Genomic DNA, 21,401 nt, shown 5'->3' with positions numbered 1-21,401 from the left:
GGCGATGATCGAGAAGAAACGGTCCGACAAGCTCAAGCGCCTGGTCGGGGTGCAGCGGCATCTTGAAAAGATGGCCGAGTACGATTTGGCTGAGACCAGTCGCCAGCGGGCTGAGGTCAATGCGGCCATGGATGTCGCCATTCTTGCGCTGGGATCGTTGGACCCGATCCATCGCGCTTTTTCGCAGAGTTATGCCGACCGCTTCGGCAGGCTGAGCATCAAGGACCAGCAGTTGACGGGCATGCAGCAGGTGCACGAAATGCGCCTGACGCGCGAGCGCGCCAAGGGTGACCGGCTGGAAGAAAGCATGCTCGAGGCCCTCCAGGCCGAGCGTCGAGAGGCTGATGACAATGCCGTCTACGACGTAATCGATCAGCAGTTTGCAACGCCAGCCTCCAGCAAGCTTCAAAAATAATAATCGCCACGATCTTACATTAGAGGATTGTAACGTGGCTATTTCACCCCCCAGCGATCTGGTGATGGACGTCGTCAAGGCGGCCGACCCCATGGAGGTTCAGGCTGCCCAGGAAAAGCTGAAGGCCAACCGCGCAGCCTTTGCAGCAAACAGCCTGGCTGAGGCCGGCAACGGCTTTTCTTCCGCAGTCGATATTCTCGACCACGTCAAGCAGAAGACCGGCCTGCACAATATCCAGAACCGCGAAAAGACCGAGGAAGTGCCGGAAACTTACCGGAAATTCGAGGCTATGGTTCTGCAGAACTTCGTGAAGTCCATGCTGCCGAGCGATGCCGAGAATGTCTTCGGCAAGGGCGCAACGGGCGACATTTGGAAGGGCATGATGGCTGAGCAGCTCGGCAACGTCATGGCCAAGGGCGACGGTATCGGCATTGCCAAACAGATGTATGCCGAGCAGCTGCGTCGCCAGGAAGGCAAGATCGTCAATGCCTCTACGGACGAGGACGATCGCAAGACTGCCATGAGTATGATCGACGAATTTCAGCGCAAGACCTTCGGCACCCCGACTGCCGACAGTAAGTCCGCAACAAGCGACGCATAATCGAGGATAAAATGGAAATAGTTTCGAACGAATACCGGATTAAATCCGTTCTCGGGCGCCTCGAAATGATAATCGACAATGAGAATAACCGAATCGGCAGCGATCCGCAGTTCGATCTCAAGGTCTCCAATACGCACAAGAGCCGGTGCCTCTACGAGCTCTCGATGCTCTTCCGCGACACTGATCCGGCCGAGTTGGCCGCTTCGCATCTTGAGCAGCTTCACGGCCTCAAGAAGAAACTGGTACTGAACGCCCGTCGCGTCGAGGCACATCTCGAAGCTGTTCGCGCCGTAGCCGATCTCCTGAAGAATGCCGTGCAGGATGCAGACGCCGATGGCACCTATTCCCAGGAACAGTTTGTCGCGCGAGACGCCTGATGATCAAGCTCGTCCTCACAGGTGTCTGGGTCTGCGCTGTAACGCTGGCATCGGTCTATTTCTCGGTGAACATGGCCACAGCGCCGGCGCCGGCTGCATCGGATACCAGGCAGAGCGCGCTTGAGCTGGTGAAGGGCGAGACGATCACCGTGCCTGTCATCGGCAATGGTGCGGTCAACGGTTATTTTCTCGGCCGCATCTCTTTCATGATGCGCAAGGATATGATCGCGGGCCTGAACCTGCCGATCACGGAGATGACGACCGACGAACTCTTCAGCCTGCTCGTCGGCAACAAGATGGTCGATGTTTCCAACATCAAGACCTTCGATCCCGGCGCATTTCGCGAAGAGATCAAGAAGGGCATGAACGAGCGTCTCGGCGGCGACTATGTTGCCGAAGTCATGCTGGAACAGCTCGACTATCTCTCGAAGGAAGACGTGAAGGAAACGTCCGGAGGCAAGCCGGCGAAGGTTGGCGCGCCGGTCAAGATCATCGACACCGCGCCGGCTTCCGACACGCCGGCGGCATCCTCCGGTCACTGATTGCCAGCTACCGTTTGTTCGGAAACGGCGCCGCTAGGCGCCGTTTTTGCGTCCTCTCCTTGGTTAATGAACGACTTATGCGCGCATGAAAATCCAAGGCTTTTTCCTAAGGCTTGTTTGAAATCGAGCTGATACAAACGCGGCACAGGCTTGGGAGGATATCGCCACGGGGTGGGGAGGTCGCTTTAAGCGTGTCGCTGCTGGCCCTTATAAGAGCTCCGCTGCGGAAATGTCGGCTTATTTTCCGGGACGCCTGGCGCATGACGCATCCTCGACAGGAGGTTGGAATGAATCTGATTGCGAACTTCGCGGTGCTTGCATCGCGTCGGACGATTTTCGATCTGTCGGTCTGCGATCTCGCTTGGGACGATGCGCTGGTCTTCATCAACGAGCTGGCTTCCATCCCCGTTGGGCAAACCGTAGTTTGCTTCGTCAACGCCCATAACATGCTGACGGCTCTGCGCGACGATGAGTACCATCAGATTATGTCGCGTAATCTCGTACTGCCCGACGGCGTCGGTCTCAACATCGCTTCCCGGATCACGCACGGTGCGCCGTTCCCTGCCAATCTAAACGGCACCGATTTCGTGCCGGCCTTCCTGACTTTCATGGAAACGCCGCGTCGCATCGGCCTTATCGGCGGCGCGCGCGAGGTCGTTGAGAAAGCGGCTGAAAACTTTTCCAAGCATACGCCCTGGCACGAGTTTGTCGTCATCTCCGATGGCTTCTTCGACAAGGCCAGTTCCGAACCCGTGATCGCCGAGGTGGAGCGCCAGAAGCTCGATATCCTGATCGTTGGCATGGGCACGCCGCTGCAGGAAAAGTGGGTCCACCAGAATATCCGCGCGGATCACGCGCGTCTCGTTCTGACGGTCGGCGCACTTTTCGATTTCGTCTCGGGTACTGTGCCGCGCGCACCGAAGACGGTTCGCATGATGCGCCTGGAATGGGCCTATCGCCTGGTGCAGGAACCGGCGCGCCTCTGGCGCCGCTATATCATCGGTATTCCGATCTTCCTGCTCCGGGTCCTTCAATATCGCTTCAGTCGGCGGGCGCGCATCCTCGCTCAGCCGGATGAACGGTCGTCGGCGGCGGCGCATGCTACCGGCGAACAGAAGAAAATCGAACAGATGAAGAAAGCCGGCTGATTGCAGATTTCTGCAGGCTCCGGTTAACCATTTCTTTGCCATATATATTTAGAGTAGCTTAATCATCCGCGTCGGCGCGGTTGAGCGAACTCGGCTATCATGCGCATGAGATCTGACGTCAATGCACGATTCCAGGGCGAAAAACAGTTTTCATGATCGCGCAATCACCTCGTCGCGCGGCCAACAGCAAAGTCGGGTCGAAAAGAGCCCCGGTTCGCCGGAGGTTCGTCCTTCCGAAGCCGAGTTGCTGCGCGCCATAGGTCGGTTGCTCGACGAACAGCGTGCGAAGGCGCGCCAGACTGAACCGCTGGTGGACCGGATCGAAACGATCCTCGGTTCGCGCCTGCAGGCTGCAAACGATATCGCCGCTGCTCCCGCTTCCGAAGGCTCTCGCCCAGCGCCAGAGACTGCGGCGCAATCTGCCACGGTTCATCACGTTGCTCCTGCAGAGAAAGCGGCCATTTCGACGCTTTCGCGCGAAGTGCGGCGTCCGAACTGGATCAGGAGCGCCCTCATCACAGCCATCCTCTCGTTCGGCGGTGCTGCCGCTCCGATCCTGATGCCATCCTCACCGGCGCTTTACACTGCAGAAACGACGCTTGCCGTGGATGCCGGCACAGGCAATCAGACTGCCTTGGTCGGGGATACCGTCAAAAGGCTCTCATCGGTACCTGTCATCACCTCCGCCGTCGCGGCACTGAAGCTGGACCGCGATCCGGAATTTGCCGGTAGCAGCGCCAATGCGCTTGGTGTCGCCTTCGATCTTCTCTCCGGCAGCGGCGCAGCCGCCGATCCGGCATCGCGCGCAGAGGCCGCACTGAAATCTGCCGTAGCAGTTATTCCCGATGACCGTGCCGGCACGATACGCCTGATGGTAAAGACGGGGGATGCCGGCAAGTCGACGCGCATCGCCATGCGACTGTCCGATGCGGTCACCGGCGGCAGCGCTGCCGGCAAGGCGGCCGAGACGGCCATTGCCCTGAAGAAGGAAAATGATCAGGCTCAGGCAGAACTCATAGCCTTCAGCCAGAAAAACGGCGAGGGCAACGTCAAAGTTGCGACACAACTGCAGCGCCAGATCGCCAGCCTGGATGCCGATCTGAAAAATGCCGACGACAATATCCTGACTGCCAAAGAGCAGGCGGACAGGCTGAAGGCCGCCAAACTCTCGAACGTGCTGGAAGGTTCGCTCGCGCCGGATATGGTCTCGCCCGCCCTGCAGGACCTGCGCGACAGATATGCGATCGCCAAGACCACGTTGGCGCAGCTTTCGGCCGACCTTGGCCCGCGCCATCCACGCCTGCTCCAGCAGCAGTCCGAAGTCGATGGTCTGAAGGACAGCATCGGCAAGGAGCTGGCGCACCTCGCCCAGAACGCAAATACAGCTGTCAAAACCGCCGTCGACACGCGCAAGCAGCTCAGCGATCGCCGCAACGCGCTGATTGCCCAGAGCCGCGATACCGGCGTCGATCTCGCCAAGCTGACCGAACTGCGGGAAAAGGCGTCTGCTGCCCGCTCGCGGCTGCAAGAGGAAGTTTCCACGACGGGTGCCATCGCTCCGGGCCAAGTCACGGTTCGCAAGCCTCCTCTCGTGCTGCCAGCTTCCGGCGACGATGGTTTCGGTGTCCGTTCGCTGATCGGCGGTCTTGTCGGTTTGGCGATCGGTCTCGGGCTTGCTTTCCTGCCGCGTCTCTTCCGCCGGCAGCCACAACACGCGCCAGTCCAAGTTCCCGTCCTAGCTCCCTTCCCGGCCCCGGCCCCCGGGCCTATGCATGCCCCGGAGGCTACCCAGACGGCCGGCGAAGTCGATGCGCTGCGCTCGCAGATTGCCAGCCTGCGCGATCGCTTTCGCACCTACCAGGCGGCGCGATAGGCGACCGCCCGACAACAAATTGCTCTTGCATTTGCCGTTTTTAAACGGGATAGGGCGTTATCGGGAAATCATTCCCGCCGCGGGCGAATAGACTGGCGCGAAATGGGCGGAGAAGACGCGTGACGACAGTAATCGATGGCAAACAGGTTGCCGCTTCCGTAATTGAAACCGTGAAATCAGCAAATTCCGCGCTTCAGGCCGCCAAAGGCATTCAGACGGGCCTTGCGGTCATCATCGTCGGCGACGATCCGGCGAGCCATACTTACGTCAGTTCCAAGAGTCGCATGGCCAAGGAATGCGGATTCAAATCGGTCCAGCACACGCTGCCGGTCGAGACGACGCAGGAGGAGCTTGCAGCACTCGTCGCTTCGCTCAATGCCGATCCATTGATCCACGGTATCCTCGTGCAGCTGCCTCTGCCGAAACATCTCGACAGCGAGCCGATCATCCAGTCGATCCTGCCGGAAAAAGATGTCGATGGCTTGAGCGTCGTCAACGCCGGCAAGCTTGCGACCGGCGATCTGAAGACGGGTCTGGTTTCCTGCACGCCGGCCGGCGCCATGGTTTTCGTCCGCCGTACGCATGGTGCGGACCTTTCCGGCCTCAATGCTGTCGTCATCGGCCGCTCCAATCTCTTCGGCAAGCCAATGGCGCAGCTCTTGCTGAACGCCAACGCGACGGTCACGATCGCTCATTCGCGCACGAAGAACCTCGCTGAAGTCTGCCGCAACGCTGATATCCTGGTGGCCGCGGTCGGCCGTCCGGAAATGGTCAAGGCCGACTGGGTGAAGCCAGGTGCCACCGTCATCGACGTCGGCATCAACCGCATCGCGGCACCCGAGCGGGGCGAGGGTAGGACCCGCCTCGTTGGCGATGTTGCTTTTGCGGAGGTTTCTCCGGTCGCTGCAGTGATCACTCCGGTTCCTGGCGGCGTCGGCCCGATGACGATCGCCATGCTGATGGCCAATACTGTGATCGCCGCCCATCGTTCGGCAGGACTTGCGCCGCCATCATTCTGATCAAATCGAGAGCGCCGATCAGCTTTGCGGGGCAGGGCCCGTCGAGGCCCTGACGATCAGTTCCGTCTTCCAGAGCTCTTGCTCGGGGAAAGGGCCGGCTTGCTTGACAGTGCTGATGAGCCGCTGCGCGATACGCACGCCGGCGGCGCGCAGTGACGAGCGGGTCGTCGTCAGTGGCACGGAGAAATTCTCCGGCTTCAAGAGCGGCAACACGTCGTCATGGGCGATCAGCGAAATATCCTCGCCGAGCTTCAATCCTGCCTGATTGACGGCCCGGATCGCGCCGAGGGCCAGAACCGTGCTAGAGCACAGGATGGCAGTCGGCCGCTCGGCGAGTTGCAGGAAGCGCTCCATGGCAATCAGCCCTTCCTCATCCGTCATGACGGTATGGCTCGTGCAGTCCTCCGAAAGCTCCAGCCCGCGCTCGCCGAGCGCGGCAATCAGACCGTTCCTGCGGCGAATGGCGAAATCGAGGTGGGCCGGGCCGTTCATCAGCGCAAAGCGCGTGTGGCCAAGCTGCAGCAGAAGCCGCGCCGCATCGTAGAAAGCGGTCTCGTTGTCGATGTCGAGATAGGGGTAATCCGGCTCCGTGCCGAAGGAGCGGCCATGCACCACGAAGGGCATAGAAAGCGATTTCAGCATGGCGAGCCGCGGGTCGTGGCCGCGCATATAGGCAACGAAGAGGGCATCCACATTGCCGCTGATCGCCAACCGCCGAAGTGCTCCTACCTCATCATCCGGATCTGCCGGCATGATGACGAAGTGGAAGTCGTGGCGGACCGCCTCTTCGCCGAGACCGGTCAGGAACTCGCCGAAATGCACGTCGGACTGATGGCCGGGTGCTGTGGGCATGACCAGGCCGATCGAACCGGCTTTTCCGGTCGCTAGCCGCTGGGCTGCCTTATTCGGGCGGTATCCTGTCTCTTTGACGGCTCGGAGCACGCGTTCCCGGGTCGCCTCGTTGACTTCAGGATAGCCATTGAGCGCGCGGCTCACAGTGGTCTGCGAAAGCCCCAGCAGTTCCGATAGCTGTTTGAGATTCACCTGTTATGCTTCCTCCCGGCCTGCCCTGCGGCCGTAACAATAGTGGCCGCCGCCTCCCAGTGGCATCCAAAGCGCTTTCAATTATGTAGCAGCTGCCGCGCTTGACTCAAGAAAAATCGCTCCATATTTCCCATGGAGCCTTGCTGCAACGCGATGCTGCGCCGGTATTCCAGCCGTTTTCGTGAAATGGCTTGACTTCATTCCATTGAAAGTGAATGAGTTGGTGTGTCAAAGCGCTTTGAGATTTCCGTTTCAATGGAATTCGGCGCATTTGGGATTGTGATGGGAGGTTGATCACATGAAGAAATCATTTTTGATGGGCGTCGCATTTGCGGCGCTTTTTGCCGGCGCTGCGTCGGCCGCGGATTTGAAGTTTGCACCGGGCCAGGATGCCAAGTTCAACTGGAAGAGCTATGACGACTTCAAGGCTGGCCATGCCAACCTGAAGGGTCAGCAACTGACGATCTTCGGCCCCTGGCGTGGCGAAGACGAGGCCTTCTTCCAGAGCATCCTCGCCTACTTTGTCGAAGCGACCGGCATTGACGCCAAATATTCGTCCTCTGAAAACTATGAGCAGCAGATCGTCATCGATACGCAGGCAGGCTCCCCGCCGAATATCGCAATCCTGCCGCAGCCAGGCCTTCTGGCCGATCTCGCCAGCAAGGGCTTCCTGACGCCGCTTGGCGACGACAATTCCAAGTGGGTCAAGGACAATTACGGCGCTGGCGATAGCTGGGTCGGTTATGGCACCTATAAGGGCAAGGATGGCAAGGAGGCCTACTTCGCCTTCCCGTACAAGGCCGACGTGAAGTCGCTCGTCTGGTACGTTCCGGAAAACTTCCAGGAAGGGGGTTACAAAGTCCCGACAACAATGGAAGAACTGCACGCCCTGACCGACCAGATCGTCAAGGACGGCGGTGTTCCCTGGTGCATCGGTCTTGGTTCGGGCGGCGCGACCGGCTGGCCGGCAACCGACTGGGTCGAAGACATCATGCTGCGCACCCAGAAGCCCGACGTCTACGACAAGTGGACGACCAATGAAGTAAAGTTCACCGATCCGGCCGTTGTTGCCGCGATCGACGAATTCGGCAAGTTCGCCAAGAACGAAAAGTACGTCGACGGCGGCGTTGCAGCCGTGGCTTCGACCGACTTCCGCGACAGCCCGAAGGGCCTGTTCGCCGTTCCGCCGAAGTGCTACCTGCACCATCAGGCTTCGTTCATTCCGAGCTTCTTCCCGGAAGGCACGAAGCTCGGCACGGATGCCGACTTCTTCTACATGCCGACCTATGCTGCGCATGCTGACCTCGGCAAGCCGGTTCTGGGTGCTGGCACGCTCGTCTCCATCACCAAGGACTCTCCGACGGCCCGCGCCTTCATCGACTTCCTGAAGACGCCGATCGCGCATGAACTCTGGATGGCGCAGTCGAGCTTCCTGACCCCGTATAAGGGTGTGAATGTCGATGCCTATGCCAACCCGCAGATGAAGAAGGAAGGCGAGATTTTGACCTCGGCCACCACCTTCCGCTTTGACGGTTCGGATCTGATGCCCGGCAAGATCGGCGCAGGTGCCTTCTGGACCGGCATGGTCGATTTCGTCGGTGGCAAGTCCGCCCAGGACGCCGCAGCTGAAATCCAGAGCGCCTGGGACGGCATCAAGTAATTTCCTGTCAGTTCGTGCCGCCGCGACCGGCGGCGGTACCGGAATGCACGGCCGGGTTCCAGAGGGGAGACCCGGCCGTGTCGGATCCTGTGGTCAAAGACACAAGGTGGATTGACGGTATCCGGCGTTAACCCTTCAAAATAAGACAGGGAAGCAGGGGAGGACGAAATGCTGTTGCAGATAGTGTCCGCTTTGGGCGTCGTGGTCGTCGCCGTTTTCGCGTGCTCGGCCTATTTCTTTTTCTCGAACAAGATCCTCGATCTCGCCTTACCGGTGAAGGACGGTGATATCCGTCAGGCCGCGACCAATCTGAACCGGCGCGCGATGATCCGCCCCTGGCTGTTCCTCGGTCCGGCATTGTTCTTGCTGATCGTCTATCTCGTCTATCCTGTCGTCGCGACCTTCATCCTGTCCTTCTACGACCGGTCGGGAAACCAGTTCGTCGGCGTGGCGAACTATCAATGGGCTTTGACCGACCGCGAATTCCGCCAGTCGATCTTCAACAACATTCTGTGGCTCGCCGTCGTGCCGGCCGCATGCACCTTCTTCGGCCTCATCATAGCTGTAATGACCGATCGTATCTGGTGGGGCAATATCGCCAAGAGCATCGTTTTCATGCCGATGGCGATCTCCTTCGTCGGCGCCTCTGTCATCTGGAAATTCATCTACGAATATCGCGGCGGCAACGATGTGCAGATCGGTCTTCTGAACGCTATTGTGCAGACCTTCGGCGGTACGCCACAGGTCTGGATCTCCGTTCCCTTCTGGAACAACTTTTTCCTGATGGTGATTCTGATTTGGATCCAGACCGGTTTTGCCATGGTCATCCTCTCGGCAGCGTTACGTGGCATTCCGGAAGAGACAATCGAGGCGGCCGTCATTGACGGCGCCAATGGTTGGCAGATCTTCTGGCGCATCATGGTGCCGCAGGTCTGGGGCACGATTGCGGTCGTCTGGACCACGATCACTATCCTTGTCCTCAAGGTCTTCGATATCGTGCTCACCATGACCAACGGCCAGTGGCAGACCATGGTGCTGGCAAACCTGATGTTCAACTGGTTGTTCCGCGGCGGTGGTGATTCCGGCCGAAGTGCCGTTATCGCCCTCGTCATCATGTTAGCCGTGACCCCGATCATGGTTTGGAACGTGCGTCGCGCCAATGCCGAGTTGAGGGGGCGCTGAGATGACGAGAGCTGCAAGTTACTTCAAGATCGGCCCAGCCCGTCTCTTCGTTCACTTCTGCGTTCTCGTTATCGTCATCGTCTGGCTGGTGCCGACACTCGGCATCTTCGTCAGCGCGCTCCGCGACAGGGACCAGATCACCGCGTCCGGCTGGTGGACCGCCTTTGCCGGCTCCACGCAGACCGTCGCGGTGCGCCTCGGCACGCCCGATCAACAGAAGCAGGAGGGGGATATCTACGTCATCACGGGCAACGTGTTGGCAGACCAGCCCGGTCGTTCGGTCAAGGCCTTTGGCGTACGTGTGCAGCAGCCTTCAGCCTTCGAGGCCGGCCAGACCGCCGATCTCGGCGATGGCGAAAGCCTGCTCATCAATAGCGACGGCAGCTACCGCTACATGAGGAATGCAGCCTTCGCTTCCGACGAACGTCCGCGCCGTATCTATGTCGCGGCATCGGCGCCGCCCGAATTCACGATGATGAACTATAAAACCGTTCTGACGAGCGAGGGCATTGGTCAATCTTTCATCAACTCGCTGACGGTGACCATTCCGGCGACCATCATCCCCATCCTGATCGCCGCCTTCGCCGCCTATGCGCTGAGCTGGATGGAATTTCCCGGCCGCGCGCTGCTGATCGCGCTCGTCGTCGGCCTCATCGTCGTGCCGCTGCAGATGTCGCTCATTCCGTTGCTGCGTCTCTATAATGAGATCGGCGCGATGATCAATCAGCCATCCAAGACCTATCCCGGTATCTGGCTGGCGCATACCGCCTTCGGTATGCCGCTCGCCATCTACCTCCTTCGGGCCTATATCGCCGGCCTGCCCAAGGAAATCATCGAATCCGCCCGCGTCGACGGTGCGAGCGATTTCGAGATCTTCACACGCATCGTATTGCCTCTGTCCTTCCCCGCGCTCGCCTCCTTCGCGATCTTCCAGTTCCTGTGGGTATGGAACGACCTGCTTGTCGCCATGGTCTTCCTCGGTACCGACAAAGATCACCTCGTGCTGACCGGAGCGCTGAATGCGCTGCTCGGCTCGCGCGGCGGCAACTGGGAAATCCTGACGGCGTCGGCCTTCGTCACCATCATCATCCCGCTGCTCGTCTTCTTCTCATTGCAGCGCTATCTGGTGCGGGGCCTGTTGGCGGGGTCGGTCAAGGGAGGCTGATCCATCCCAAGACGCAATTTCAAACAGGATATCCCATGAGTGTGGCTTTCCAATCCGATCTGACTGCCGACAAGGACTGGTGGCGCGGCGCGGTGATCTATCAGATCTATCCGCGTTCCTACCAGGATTCGAACGGTGACGGCATCGGCGACCTGAAGGGCATCACCGCCCGCTTGCCGCATGTGGCAAGCCTCGGCGCCGACGCCATCTGGATTTCGCCTTTCTTCACCTCGCCGATGCGCGACTTTGGCTATGACGTGTCGGACTATGAAAACGTCGATGCGATTTTCGGCACACTCGTCGATTTCGACACGCTGATCGCGGAGGCACACCGCCTCGGAATAAAAGTGATGATCGACCTCGTCATCTCACACTCTTCCGATCAACACCCATGGTTCGTCGAAAGCCGGACGAGCAAGACGAATGCCAAGGCAGACTGGTATGTCTGGGCAGACGCCAAGCCGGACGGCACGCCGCCGAACAACTGGCTGTCGATCTTCGGAGGTTCGGCATGGGCCTGGGATCCGACGCGCATGCAATATTACATGCACAACTTCCTGACCTCGCAGCCGGATATGAACCTGCACAATCCGGAAGTTCAGGACCGCCTGCTCGATGTCGTCCGCTTCTGGCTGAAGCGCGGCGTCGATGGCTTCCGTCTCGATACGATCAACTTCTACTTCCACGATAAGCTGTTGCGCGACAATCCGGCGCTCCCGCCGGAACGCCGCAACGCATCGACTGCTCCGGCCGTGAACCCCTATAATTTCCAGGAGCACCTCTACGACAAGAATCGCCCGGAGAACCTCGAATTCCTGAAGCGCTTCCGTGCGGTACTGGAAGAATATCCGGCGATCGCTGCCGTTGGAGAAGTAGGCGACAGCCAGCGCGGTCTTGAAATTGTCGGCGAATATACGTCCGGCAATGACAAGATGCACATGTGCTACGCCTTCGAATTCCTGGCGCCCGATCCGCTTACGCCTGAGCGCGTCGAGGAAGTCATGAAGGATTTTGGTGCGGCCGCTCCTGATGGCTGGGCCTGCTGGGCCTTCTCCAACCACGATGTGATGCGTCATGTCAGTCGTTGGGGTTCGCTGGTCGCCGATCACGACGCTTTCGCCAAGCTCTACGCCGCGCTCTTGATGACGCTGCGCGGTTCGGTCTGCCTCTATCAGGGCGAGGAGCTGGCGCTCACCGAAGCCGATCTCGCCTATCAGGATCTGCAGGATCCCTATGGCATCCAGTTCTGGCCGGAATTCAAGGGCCGTGATGGCTGCCGCACGCCGATGGTCTGGGATAGCCAGGTCGCACAAGGGGGCTTCTCGACGGTCAAGCCCTGGCTGCCGGTGCCGGTTGAGCACATCCTGCGCGCCGTCAGTGTCCAGCAGGGCGACGAGAACTCGGTGCTCGAGCACTACCGCCGCTTCATCGCCTTCCGCAAGCAGTACCCGGCTTTCGCCAAGGGTGAGATCGAGTTCGAGGAACCGCAGGGCGACGCGCTGATCTTCACGCGCGAATATGCGGACGAGACGCTGCTCTGCATTTTCAACATGGGCGCAGCGGAAGTGAATGTCAGCCTGCCGGCGGGCGAATGGCAGGCTTTGACAGGCCATGGCTTTACCAGCAACAATTACGGCGACAAGATCGATATTCCGGCTTGGGGGGCGTATTTCGCCCGCCTCGCTTAAGGATCAGGAGGGGAGAGGAAATGACTGGACTGACGCTTAAGGATATCCGCAAATCCTATGGCTCCGTGGACGTGCTCCACGGTATCGACCTGGAGATCAACGAGGGCGAATTCATCGTTTTCGTCGGCCCCTCCGGCTGTGGCAAATCCACGCTTCTACGCATGATCGCCGGCCTCGAGAATATCACCGGCGGTGAGATGTATATCGACGGCATGCTCGTCAATGACGTGCCGCCGTCGAAGCGCGGTATCGCCATGGTATTCCAGTCCTACGCGCTCTATCCGCATATGACGGTCTTCGACAACATGGCCTTCGGTATGAAGATCGCCGGCGAAAGCAAGCAGGAAATCGACCGCCGCGTGCGGGCGGCGGCCGAAAGCCTGCAACTGACGAAATATCTCGACCGCCTGCCGAAGGCGCTCTCGGGCGGCCAGCGCCAGCGCGTGGCGATCGGCCGGGCCATATGCCGCAACCCGAAGGTCTTCCTTTTCGACGAACCGCTCTCCAACCTCGACGCAGCACTGCGCGTCGCAACCCGCATCGAGATCGCCCGGCTCAACGAACAGATGGCCGATACGACGATGATCTATGTCACGCACGATCAGGTCGAGGCGATGACGCTGGCCGACCGCATTGTCGTTCTCTCCGCCGGCAATATCGAGCAGGTCGGTGCGCCGCTGGAGCTTTATGAGCGCCCGGCAAACCTTTTTGTCGCCAAGTTCATCGGCTCTCCGGCTATGAACATCATCCCGGCAACCATCACCAATGCCGGCGAAAACACAACGGTGACGCTGACCGGCGGCAAGTCTGTAACGCTCGCCATGGCCACTGCGGCGTCCGAAAAGGGCAAGCAGGCGAGCTTCGGTGTTCGCCCGGAGGATCTGCGCATCGCAGCCGCGAATGAAGACTACCTCTTCGAGGGCGAAGTCTCGATCGTCGAAGCGCTAGGCGAAGTGACACTGCTCTATATCGAGGGCCTGGTTCAGGGCGAGCCGATTATCGTCAAGCTGCCCGGCATCTATGATGTGAAGAAGGGTCAGAAGATGCATTTCGTCGCCGATCGGCAGAAGCTGCATCTCTTCGATGCTGCGGGTCACACTTATCGGAGGTGATCATCCATTTTTGGTGGAATCCTTCTTCCTGAGGCTGTGGAGGGGAAGGATTCTCACTTTCTGTTAAACATGCGGTGCTAGCCTTTTTTCGATCAAGACTGAGGGAACCAAGGCCATGGCCGCATCGAATCCAACACCGCCGAAATCGCACTTCCTGGCCAAGGAAGAGTCTTTCATGTACGACCGCGAATCGCGGTTCAAGATGGAAGACACGATGAACGCCGCGCGCATCGAATATACGGAAAAGGGCGTCATGCATGCCGCCTCGCGCCGCTGTGATATCGTCCGTATCTCGATGAGCAGCGCGATCCTCGCGATCCTCACGCAATATACGCTGCCCAAGCAGTTCTATCTTGATATTCCGGACGCCCGCATCACCAAGGTGGGCTGCCTCTTGATGAAGACCTTTCCGAACAACACGATCGAGGTTCGCTTCCTGCGCCTGCTGACGCAGAAGGAACTGAACAAGATCTTCGTCTACAGCACGCACCCTGCTCATAAGGACTACGTCCTCGATATCCGCGCGTAGCAGCCTCGCGCCTCGCTGGATATGGAAAACCCGCGGTTTGGCCGCGGGTTTTTCTTTTGCATTGATGACGGGATGTCAGTGGGCGTGGAAAAGTACGCTGGCCCCCTGGTCGGACGGGCCGACCGCATGGCGGAACGGTGCAAAGAGCTCGCGGCCCATGCCGAATTCATTGTCCGAGAGATCGATAACGACAGGTTCGCGCTCGGCCATGTCGGCGGCATCGACGAGAACTTCGAGCGTGCCCCTGATCGCGTCGAGACGAATGATGTCGCCGTCCTTGATGCGGGCGATCGGGCCGCCATCGACAGCTTCGGGCGTGACGTGGATTGCCGCCGGCACCTTGCCGGACGCGCCGGACATACGCCCGTCGGTGAGCAATGCCACGCGGAAGCCACGGTCCTGCAGCACGCCGAGCGCCGGCGTCAGCTTGTGCAGTTCCGGCATCCCGTTGGCCTTCGGTCCCTGGAAGCGCACGACAGCGACGAAGTCGCGATTAAGCTTGCCTTCCTTGAAGGCGTCCTGCAGCTCCTGCTGGCTGTGGAAGATAACAGCCGGTGCTTCGATGATGTGACGATCGGCCTTGACCGCAGAGATCTTGATGACCGCCTTGCCGAGGTTGCCGCGCAGCATCTTCAATCCGCCATTCGGTTGAAAAGGTGTCTCGATGCTGGCGAGCACCTTTGGATCGTGGCTCTTCTCCGGTGAAGGCTGGCGCACGACCGTGCCGTTTTCGCCGAGTTGCGCATCAACAGTATAGGCTTCGAGCCCTTGGCCGAAAACGGTGCGCACATCATCATGCAAGAGGCCCTGCTTCAGAAGTTCCTTGATGAGGAAGCCCATGCCGCCGGCTGCCTGGAAATGGTTCACGTCTGCGAGCCCGTTCGGATAGACGCGGGCAAGCAGCGGGATCAATTCCGATAGCTCGGCAATATCCTGCCAGGTGAGTACGATGCCGCCGGCGCGCGCCATGGCGACGAGGTGCATCGTATGGTTCGTCGAGCCGCCGGTTGCATGCAGGCCGACCACGCCATTGACGATCGAGCGCTCGTCGATCATCTCGCCGGCCGGCGTGAATTCGTTGCCGAGTGCGGTAATGGCGAGCGCCCGCTTGGCAGCTTCACGCGTCAGCGCTTCACGCAGCGGCGTGCCGGGATTGATGAAGGAGGAACCCGGCATATGGAATCCCATGATCTCCATCAGCATCTGGTTGGAATTGGCCGTGCCGTAGAAGGTGCAGGTGCCGGGGCCATGATAGGACTTGGATTCGGCCTCCAGCAGCTCGGCGCGGCCGACCTTGCCTTCGGCAAAAAGCTGGCGCACACGCGACTTCTCGTCGTTCGGCAGGCCTGACGTCATCGGCCCGGCCGGAATGAAGATCGCCGGCAGGTGGCCGAAGGAAAGCGCAGCGATGACGAGGCCGGGCACGATCTTGTCACAGACGCCGAGGAAGAGGGCGGCATCGAACATATTGTGCGACAGGCCGACACCTGCCGCCATGGCGATCAGGTCGCGGGAGAAGAGTGAGAGCTCCATGCCGGGCTGGCCCTGGGTGACGCCGTCGCACATGGCCGGAACGCCGCCGGCGACCTGCGCAATACCGCCGGCCTGGGCAGCCGCCTCGCGGATGATTGCCGGATAGGTCTCGAACGGCTGGTGGGCCGAGAGCATGTCGTTATAGGCGGTGATGATGCCGAGATTGGGCACGCGGTCGCCTGCAAGTGCATCTTTCTCGGCCGGGGAACAGACGGCGAAGCCATGGGCCAGATTGGCGCAGCCGAGAACAGAACGGTTGACACCCTGGGAGGCGGCAGCGCGCAGGCGCTCCAGATAGCGCTCGCGGGTCGGCTTCGAGCGTTCGACAATGCGATTCGTGATCGCAGCAATGCGTGCGTGAGCGGACATGGAAAATCCCTGCCTTGTTCTGGTTCGTCTGTATCTGTTTCCGGGCTGTGGCGGCTCTATGGCCGGATCAGGGAGCCCAGTAGATCTCGACCGGGGAAGTGGCCCGGCGCAGAATGGCGCGGATCGGCATGTCTGCCTCGTCACCGTTGCCCTCTGCCTTGGCGAGAACGTCTTTTTTGCCTTCGCCCTCAATGTGGAGAATAAGCAGTTTCGCATCTTCGAGAGCGGAGAAGGTGAAGGTCAGGCGTGGTTCACCGGCCCCTTCCGCATCCATGGTAATGATACCGCGTGGCGTCGTTGCGTCGAGTGCCACGCTCAGATTGGTGCCGCCCGGAAAGAACGAGGCCGTATGGCCGTCGCCGCCCATGCCGAGAATGACGACATCGAAAGGGATGCCGATCTCGGCACTTTTTGCCGTTGCCAGCTTTGCAGCCTCCTCGACGGAGGTTGCCGGCTGGTAAAGCGGCACGAAACGCGCCGCTTTCGCCTTGTTCTGGAGAAGATTGGCATCGACCAGCAGATGGTTCGAGCGCGGATTGTCGGCGGGAACGAAACGTTCGTCGACAAGCGTGATCGTCACCTTGGCCCAGTCGATATCGCGCGTCGAAAGCGCCTGGAAGAAAGCTTTCGGCGTGGAGCCGCCGGAAACGGCGATGCTCGCCTCTCCGCATGCTGCGATGGCTGCCGAAAGTGCGCCGGAAACCTTATCCGCAAGGTTGGCGGCGAGTTCGGCGGCGTTTGCGAAGGAATGCAGTGTCGATGCCATATCTTCAGACCCTAGACTAGATGTCGTCATGCCAGGTTCGGCCGTCGCGTTCGATCAGCGCGATGGCCTGGCTCGGTCCCCAGGTGCCGGCTGTGTAGCCCTGCACCTGCTGGCCGGTGGATTCCCAACCCTTGAGGATCGGATCGACCCACTGCCATGCGGCTTCGACTTCGTCGCGGCGCATGAACAGCGTCTGGTTGGAACGAATGACATCCATCAGCAGACGTTCGTAGGCATCGGGATTGCGGACATTGAAGGCCTCAGCGAAGCTCATGTCGAGCGAAACGTTGCGCAGGCGCATGCCGCCCGGACCCGGATCCTTGATCATCAGCGACTGCTTGACGCCTTCATCCGGCTGCAGACGGATGATCAGCTGGTTCTGGCTGATGCGGCCGGCTGCCTGGTCGAAGACCGAGTGCGGGATCGACTTGAAGGTGATGACGATTTCCGAAACGCGACCCGCGAGGCGTTTGCCGGTCCGGATGTAGAAGGGAACGCCAGCCCAGCGCCAGTTGTTGATCTCGGCCTTGATGGAAACGAAAGTTTCCGTGTTGGAAACGCCCCCTTCAAGCTCTTCCAGATAGCCCTTGACCGGGCCGCTGCCAGACGCGCCGGCGCGATACTGGCCGCGAACGGTGGCCTGCTCGACGTTGGAGGCGTTGATCGGCTTCAGAGCCCGAAGAACCTTCAGCTTTTCGTCGCGAACGGCTTCCGAATCCATGGAGGAGGGGACTTCCATCGCGGTGAGGCAGAGGAGCTGCAGGATGTGGTTCTGAACCATGTCACGCAGCGCGCCGGCCGTGTCGTAATAGCCGGCGCGGCCTTCGAGGCCGACGGATTCGGCAACGGTGATCTGCACATGGTCGATATAGTTGGCATTCCACAGCGGCTCGTAGAGCGCGTTGGCAAAGCGCAGTGCCATCAGGTTCTGCACCGTTTCCTTGCCGAGATAGTGGTCGATGCGGAAGATTTGCTCTTCCTTAAAGACGCGGCCGATATTGTCATTGAGCTGCAGGGCTGAAGCCAGATCACGGCCGATCGGCTTTTCGACGACGATGCGGGTCGCCTTGGTGATCAGCTTGTGGTCATGGATCTTCTGGGCGATATCGCCGAAGATGCCAGGCGCGACGGCGAGATAGAAGGCGCGAACACGATCCTTGCCCTCATCGAGCAGCTTCTTCAGAACGTCCCAGCCGGTATCCGTGCGGGCATCGACGGAAACATAAAAGAGACGGGCGCAGAATTTTTCGACTTCCACCTCTTCGTATTCGCCCTTTTTCAGGTGCTCCTTGAGCGCGTCCTTGGCAAACTTGCGGTATTCCTCATGCGAAAGCGAGCTGCGCGAAGCGCCGATGACACGGGTCGGTTCCGAGAACTGGCCTTCGATCTGGCGATGATACAGCGCGGGCAGAAGCTTGCGCTCGGCAAGGTCGCCGCTGCCGCCGAAGACGACGTAATCAAAAGGCTCAACGGGAATGATTTGGCTGCTCATGAGCTTGTCTCTCAATCAGGCTTGGTTGGCGGCCGTTTTAATCTAATCGATTTAAAAAAGCCAGTGTGCGGTGCAATGAATCTGTCGGTCATCGGTTTTAAAGCGAATTTCCCGGAGAGGAAATCCGCAATCGAACTAAAACTTGTCGCGGAGGGCAAACCACGACAGGGCAAGGAAAAGCAGCGGCGCCCGCATGCGCGCGCCGCCCGGAAAGGCGGGAATGTCGAGCGCCTTGAAGAGATCGAGATCAGCCGATTTTCCCAGCAGCATTTCTGCGTAAAGCTTGCCACAGTAATTTGACAGTATGACGCCGTGGCCGGAATAACCGCCGATCGACGTGACACCAGGCATGACCTCACGCACGAAAGGCTGGCGCGGCATGGTGATGCCGACCGAGCCGCCCCAGGCGTGGGTGATTTCGATATCCTTCAGTGCGGGATAGATCTCGGCTATCTGCCGGCGGATATGCTGCGAGATGTCACGCGGGTTATCGGCAGTATAGGCCTCGCGTCCGCCGAAGAGCAGCCGTCCGTCCTTCGACTTGCGGAAATAGCGGACGACGAAACGCGAATCCGCCACCGCCTCGCCACCCGGTATCACATCAGGGAACCGCTCGAGCGGTATTGTCGCGCCGATGAAGGAGCGGATCGGCATCACATGGCTTGCCGTAATCGGTTCCAGGTTGCCGATATGGCCATTGCACGCAATCAGTGCCCTGTTGGCGGTGATCGTGCCGCGCTCGGTCTCGATGATCACCTTGCCGCTACCCTGGCCGATCGATGTCGCCTTGGTCATTTCAAAAATATCGGCCCCTGCATTGGCCGCCACCCGACCGAGACCGATCAGTAGCTTCAGCGGGTGAATGTGACCGGTGCCGGTGTCGCGCACACCGCAATGGAAGCGGTTGGATCCGAGCCGCTCCTGCGTCTCTTCGCGATCCATGAAACGAATATGCGGATAGTCGTAGCGGGCGGCCGCAATCTCCGCATTCTCGTAATAATCCCGCTTGTAGCTTTCCTTGTGGGCGACACTGAGCTGTCCGGGCATATAGTCCATGTCGATCTGGTGCTCGGTCGCAAAATCCATGAGGTGCCGCTTGGCATCCTCGGCGAGATCGAAAAGCGCCTTGGAACGTTCGTAACCGATCTTCTTCTCCAGCTCTTCCGGCCACCAGCGTTGACCGGTACCGAGCTGCCCTCCATTGCGCCCCGAGGCGCCATCGCCAAGCCGGCTGGCCTCGATCAGCGTGACCGATACGCCGGCCTTGGCGAGATTGTAGGCGGCCTGAAGACCTGTGTAGCCGCCGCCGATTATGGCGACGTCACATTGCCTCGAACCGTCGAGTGCCGGATAATCCGGGCGCTCGCCGACTGTTGCCTGATACCAGGACACACCGGGTGCGATGGGGCTTTGCCATGTCTCTTTCGTCATGGCGGCCCCCTTACACGTTCAGAAGGAGGAATTCCCGCTCCCAGGGGCTGATCACCTGCATGAAGGTTTCGAACTCGCCCCGCTTCACGCCGGCATAGAGCCCGATGAACTCCTTGCCGAAGACTTCCCCGAAGGCGGGCTCGTCTTCCAGCAGTGCCACCGCTTCCAGAAGACCGCGCGGCAGGTCGATCGAGCCCTCGTTGGCCGAATCCTCGGTCGGCGCCGTCGGCTCGATTTCCTTGGTGATGCCGAGCAGGCCAGACGCCAGCGACGCGGCAAGTGCCAGATAAGGATTGGCATCCGAACTCGGCAGGCGGTTTTCCACGCGCCGGGCCTGCGGATCGGAAACCGGCACGCGGAAGGCCGTCGTGCGGTTGTCGTAACCCCAGGCATTGTTGACCGGGCAGGACATATCCGGCTGCAGGCGCCGGTAGGAATTCACGTAGGGCGCAAGCATGGCAAGCGCGCTCGGCACGTATTTCTGCATGCCACCGATAAAGTGGAAGAATTCCTTCGACGCCGAACCATCATTGTTGGAGAAGACATTCTTGCCCGTGTCGATATCGACGACGGACTGGTGGATATGCATCGCCGAACCCGGCTGGCCCTGCATCGGCTTCGCCATGAAGGTCGCGTAGATATCGTGCTTGAGTGCCGCCTCGCGGATCGTTCGCTTGAAGAGAAACACCTGGTCGGCAAGCTCGATCGGATTGCCGTGACGGAGGTTGATTTCGAGCTGCGCCGGTCCTTCCTCGTGGATCAGCGTATCGATTTCGAGGCCCTGCTTCTCCGAAAAATGATAGATGTCGTCGATCAACTCGTCGAACTCGTTGATGCCGGCGATAGAGTAGCCCTGGCCGCCGAGGATCGAACGACCCGAGCGGCCTTTCGGCGGATGCAGCGGATAGTCAGGGTCATCATTCATTGCGACGAGATAAAACTCGATTTCCGGCGCCACGATCGGCTTCCATCCACGCTCTGCATAGAGGCTGATGATACGCTTCAGCACGTTGCGCGGCGTATAAGGCACTTCCTGCCCCTCGGAATTGACGATATCGCAGATCACTTGCGCGGTCGGGTCAGTTTCCCACGGCACTACGGACAGTGTGGAAAGATCCGGCACCAGCTTCAGGTCGCTGTCGCGCGGTTCGTAGCGGAAGCTTTCGGTCTCTTCGGGATATTCGCCTGAGATCGTGTGGCGATAGATCGCTGATGGCAGGGCGAGCGACGTGTTTGAAGTGAATTTGGAGGTCGGCATCATCTTGCCGCGCGGCACCCCGGCGAGGTCGGGGGTGATGCATTCGATGTCCTCGATCCCGCGTGCCCTCAGCCACTGCGCTGCTTCCTTCCAGTTTGCAACACCACGCGAGGATCCGGGATCGGGAGGGGTTTTCGTCGAGGTGGGCAGGTTTCTGGCAGGCTTCAGCGTCGTCTTTTTTGGGGACATGACACACC

At 59.8% G+C, this 21,401-nt stretch carries 19 protein-coding genes; 13 read left to right on the top strand and 6 right to left on the bottom strand.

Features of this window, described 5'->3' with window-relative positions; all coding sequences use genetic code 11:
• Window positions 1–4: 4 nt before the first annotated feature.
• From EV281_RS08335 to folD, 7 genes are all read left to right on the top strand, one after another.
• Entirely contained in the window at window positions 5–415 is a 411-nt protein-coding gene (locus tag EV281_RS08335) for a hypothetical protein (protein ID WP_132652625.1), read from the top strand.
• A 34-nt stretch (window positions 416–449) separates the two neighbouring features.
• On the top strand, window positions 450–1,016 hold the full coding sequence (locus tag EV281_RS08330; RefSeq protein ID WP_132652624.1) for a rod-binding protein: 567 nt from the start codon (window positions 450–452) through the stop codon (window positions 1,014–1,016).
• 11 nt (window positions 1,017–1,027) lie between these two features.
• Window positions 1,028–1,393, top strand: a complete 366-nt coding sequence (locus tag EV281_RS08325; protein ID WP_132652623.1) for a hypothetical protein — start codon at window positions 1,028–1,030, stop codon at window positions 1,391–1,393.
• Window positions 1,393–1,935, top strand: coding sequence for a hypothetical protein (locus EV281_RS08320; RefSeq protein WP_132652622.1), 543 nt, complete (start codon window positions 1,393–1,395; stop codon window positions 1,933–1,935). Before EV281_RS08325 ends, EV281_RS08320 begins: the two co-directional genes overlap by 1 nt.
• Before the next feature lie 287 nt (window positions 1,936–2,222).
• Window positions 2,223–3,083 carry a WecB/TagA/CpsF family glycosyltransferase gene (locus EV281_RS08315; RefSeq protein WP_132652621.1) on the top strand — a complete coding sequence of 287 codons (861 nt, stop codon included), beginning with the start codon at window positions 2,223–2,225 and terminating at the stop codon, window positions 3,081–3,083.
• A gap of 121 nt (window positions 3,084–3,204) precedes the next feature.
• Window positions 3,205–4,956 (top strand): succinoglycan biosynthesis protein exop, encoded by a 1,752-nt coding sequence (locus tag EV281_RS08310; protein ID WP_132652620.1) that lies wholly within the window; start codon window positions 3,205–3,207, stop codon window positions 4,954–4,956.
• A 119-nt stretch (window positions 4,957–5,075) separates the two neighbouring features.
• Window positions 5,076–5,975, top strand: coding sequence for a bifunctional methylenetetrahydrofolate dehydrogenase/methenyltetrahydrofolate cyclohydrolase FolD (gene folD, locus EV281_RS08305; protein ID WP_132652619.1), 900 nt, complete (start codon window positions 5,076–5,078; stop codon window positions 5,973–5,975).
• 18 nt (window positions 5,976–5,993) lie between these two features.
• Here folD and EV281_RS08300 read toward each other — a convergent pair whose 3' ends face one another.
• Window positions 5,994–7,019 (bottom strand): substrate-binding domain-containing protein, encoded by a 1,026-nt coding sequence (locus EV281_RS08300; RefSeq protein ID WP_132652618.1) that lies wholly within the window; start codon window positions 7,017–7,019, stop codon window positions 5,994–5,996.
• A gap of 298 nt (window positions 7,020–7,317) precedes the next feature.
• On the opposite strand from EV281_RS08300, the gene EV281_RS08295 reads away from it, so the two are divergent.
• The 6 genes from EV281_RS08295 to EV281_RS08270 all read left to right on the top strand — a co-directional run bounded on the left by EV281_RS08295 (window position 7,318) and on the right by EV281_RS08270 (window position 14,355).
• Window positions 7,318–8,679 (top strand): ABC transporter substrate-binding protein, encoded by a 1,362-nt coding sequence (locus EV281_RS08295; RefSeq protein WP_132652617.1) that lies wholly within the window; start codon window positions 7,318–7,320, stop codon window positions 8,677–8,679.
• Between the two features lie 168 nt (window positions 8,680–8,847).
• Window positions 8,848–9,861 carry a sugar ABC transporter permease gene (locus EV281_RS08290; protein ID WP_132652616.1) on the top strand — a complete coding sequence of 338 codons (1,014 nt, stop codon included), beginning with the start codon at window positions 8,848–8,850 and terminating at the stop codon, window positions 9,859–9,861.
• Between the two features lies 1 nt (window position 9,862).
• Complete coding sequence (locus EV281_RS08285) at window positions 9,863–11,026, top strand: carbohydrate ABC transporter permease (RefSeq protein WP_132652615.1); 1,164 nt, start codon at window positions 9,863–9,865, stop codon at window positions 11,024–11,026.
• Between the two features lie 35 nt (window positions 11,027–11,061).
• Window positions 11,062–12,714, top strand: coding sequence for an alpha-glucosidase (locus EV281_RS08280; RefSeq protein WP_132652614.1), 1,653 nt, complete (start codon window positions 11,062–11,064; stop codon window positions 12,712–12,714).
• A gap of 20 nt (window positions 12,715–12,734) precedes the next feature.
• Window positions 12,735–13,826 (top strand): sn-glycerol-3-phosphate ABC transporter ATP-binding protein UgpC, encoded by a 1,092-nt coding sequence (ugpC, locus tag EV281_RS08275; protein ID WP_132652613.1) that lies wholly within the window; start codon window positions 12,735–12,737, stop codon window positions 13,824–13,826.
• Window positions 13,827–13,941: 115 nt separating this feature from the next.
• Window positions 13,942–14,355 carry a hypothetical protein gene (locus tag EV281_RS08270; protein ID WP_183728680.1) on the top strand — a complete coding sequence of 138 codons (414 nt, stop codon included), beginning with the start codon at window positions 13,942–13,944 and terminating at the stop codon, window positions 14,353–14,355.
• Between the two features lie 75 nt (window positions 14,356–14,430).
• Here EV281_RS08270 and edd read toward each other — a convergent pair whose 3' ends face one another.
• The 5 genes from edd to EV281_RS08245 all read right to left on the bottom strand — a co-directional run bounded on the left by edd (window position 14,431) and on the right by EV281_RS08245 (window position 21,393).
• Window positions 14,431–16,257 carry a phosphogluconate dehydratase gene (gene edd / locus EV281_RS08265; protein WP_132652612.1) on the bottom strand — a complete coding sequence of 609 codons (1,827 nt, stop codon included), beginning with the start codon at window positions 16,255–16,257 and terminating at the stop codon, window positions 14,431–14,433.
• A gap of 67 nt (window positions 16,258–16,324) precedes the next feature.
• Window positions 16,325–17,023 carry a 6-phosphogluconolactonase gene (gene pgl, locus EV281_RS08260; RefSeq protein WP_132652611.1) on the bottom strand — a complete coding sequence of 233 codons (699 nt, stop codon included), beginning with the start codon at window positions 17,021–17,023 and terminating at the stop codon, window positions 16,325–16,327.
• A 16-nt stretch (window positions 17,024–17,039) separates the two neighbouring features.
• Window positions 17,040–18,515: a glucose-6-phosphate dehydrogenase gene (zwf, locus tag EV281_RS08255; RefSeq protein ID WP_132652610.1), complete on the bottom strand. Its 1,476-nt coding sequence runs from the start codon at window positions 18,513–18,515 to the stop codon at window positions 17,040–17,042.
• A 135-nt stretch (window positions 18,516–18,650) separates the two neighbouring features.
• Complete coding sequence (locus EV281_RS08250; RefSeq protein ID WP_132652609.1) at window positions 18,651–19,946, bottom strand: FAD-binding oxidoreductase; 1,296 nt, start codon at window positions 19,944–19,946, stop codon at window positions 18,651–18,653.
• 10 nt (window positions 19,947–19,956) lie between these two features.
• Window positions 19,957–21,393 carry a glutamine synthetase family protein gene (locus tag EV281_RS08245; RefSeq protein WP_132652608.1) on the bottom strand — a complete coding sequence of 479 codons (1,437 nt, stop codon included), beginning with the start codon at window positions 21,391–21,393 and terminating at the stop codon, window positions 19,957–19,959.
• Window positions 21,394–21,401 lie beyond the last annotated feature (8 nt).

Source organism: Rhizobium sp. BK418 (assembly GCF_004341105.1).
Classification (GTDB): Bacteria; Pseudomonadota; Alphaproteobacteria; order Rhizobiales; family Rhizobiaceae; genus Rhizobium.
Note: the sequence above shows the minus strand (reverse complement) of the source record. Positions and strands in the feature narration are given on the sequence as shown.

Excerpts from the sequence above, each read along its gene's own strand:
- EV281_RS08310 (WP_132652620.1), top strand. The coding sequence starts at position 3,205 with ATGCACGATTCCAGGGCGAAAAACAGTTTTCATGATCGCGCAATCACC.
- EV281_RS08290 (WP_132652616.1), top strand. The coding sequence starts at position 8,848 with ATGCTGTTGCAGATAGTGTCCGCTTTGGGCGTCGTGGTCGTCGCCGTT.
- edd (WP_132652612.1), bottom strand. The coding sequence starts at position 16,257 with ATGTCCGCTCACGCACGCATTGCTGCGATCACGAATCGCATTGTCGAA.
- EV281_RS08295 (WP_132652617.1), top strand. The coding sequence starts at position 7,318 with ATGAAGAAATCATTTTTGATGGGCGTCGCATTTGCGGCGCTTTTTGCC.
- EV281_RS08245 (WP_132652608.1), bottom strand. The coding sequence starts at position 21,393 with ATGTCCCCAAAAAAGACGACGCTGAAGCCTGCCAGAAACCTGCCCACC.
- EV281_RS08320 (WP_132652622.1), top strand. The coding sequence starts at position 1,393 with ATGATCAAGCTCGTCCTCACAGGTGTCTGGGTCTGCGCTGTAACGCTG.
- ugpC (WP_132652613.1), top strand. The coding sequence starts at position 12,735 with ATGACTGGACTGACGCTTAAGGATATCCGCAAATCCTATGGCTCCGTG.
- zwf (WP_132652610.1), bottom strand. The coding sequence starts at position 18,515 with ATGAGCAGCCAAATCATTCCCGTTGAGCCTTTTGATTACGTCGTCTTC.
- EV281_RS08315 (WP_132652621.1), top strand. The coding sequence starts at position 2,223 with ATGAATCTGATTGCGAACTTCGCGGTGCTTGCATCGCGTCGGACGATT.
- EV281_RS08285 (WP_132652615.1), top strand. The coding sequence starts at position 9,863 with ATGACGAGAGCTGCAAGTTACTTCAAGATCGGCCCAGCCCGTCTCTTC.
- EV281_RS08280 (WP_132652614.1), top strand. The coding sequence starts at position 11,062 with ATGAGTGTGGCTTTCCAATCCGATCTGACTGCCGACAAGGACTGGTGG.
- EV281_RS08250 (WP_132652609.1), bottom strand. The coding sequence starts at position 19,946 with ATGACGAAAGAGACATGGCAAAGCCCCATCGCACCCGGTGTGTCCTGG.
- EV281_RS08270 (WP_183728680.1), top strand. The coding sequence starts at position 13,942 with ATGGCCGCATCGAATCCAACACCGCCGAAATCGCACTTCCTGGCCAAG.
- EV281_RS08325 (WP_132652623.1), top strand. The coding sequence starts at position 1,028 with ATGGAAATAGTTTCGAACGAATACCGGATTAAATCCGTTCTCGGGCGC.
- EV281_RS08335 (WP_132652625.1), top strand. The coding sequence starts at position 5 with ATGATCGAGAAGAAACGGTCCGACAAGCTCAAGCGCCTGGTCGGGGTG.
- pgl (WP_132652611.1), bottom strand. The coding sequence starts at position 17,023 with ATGGCATCGACACTGCATTCCTTCGCAAACGCCGCCGAACTCGCCGCC.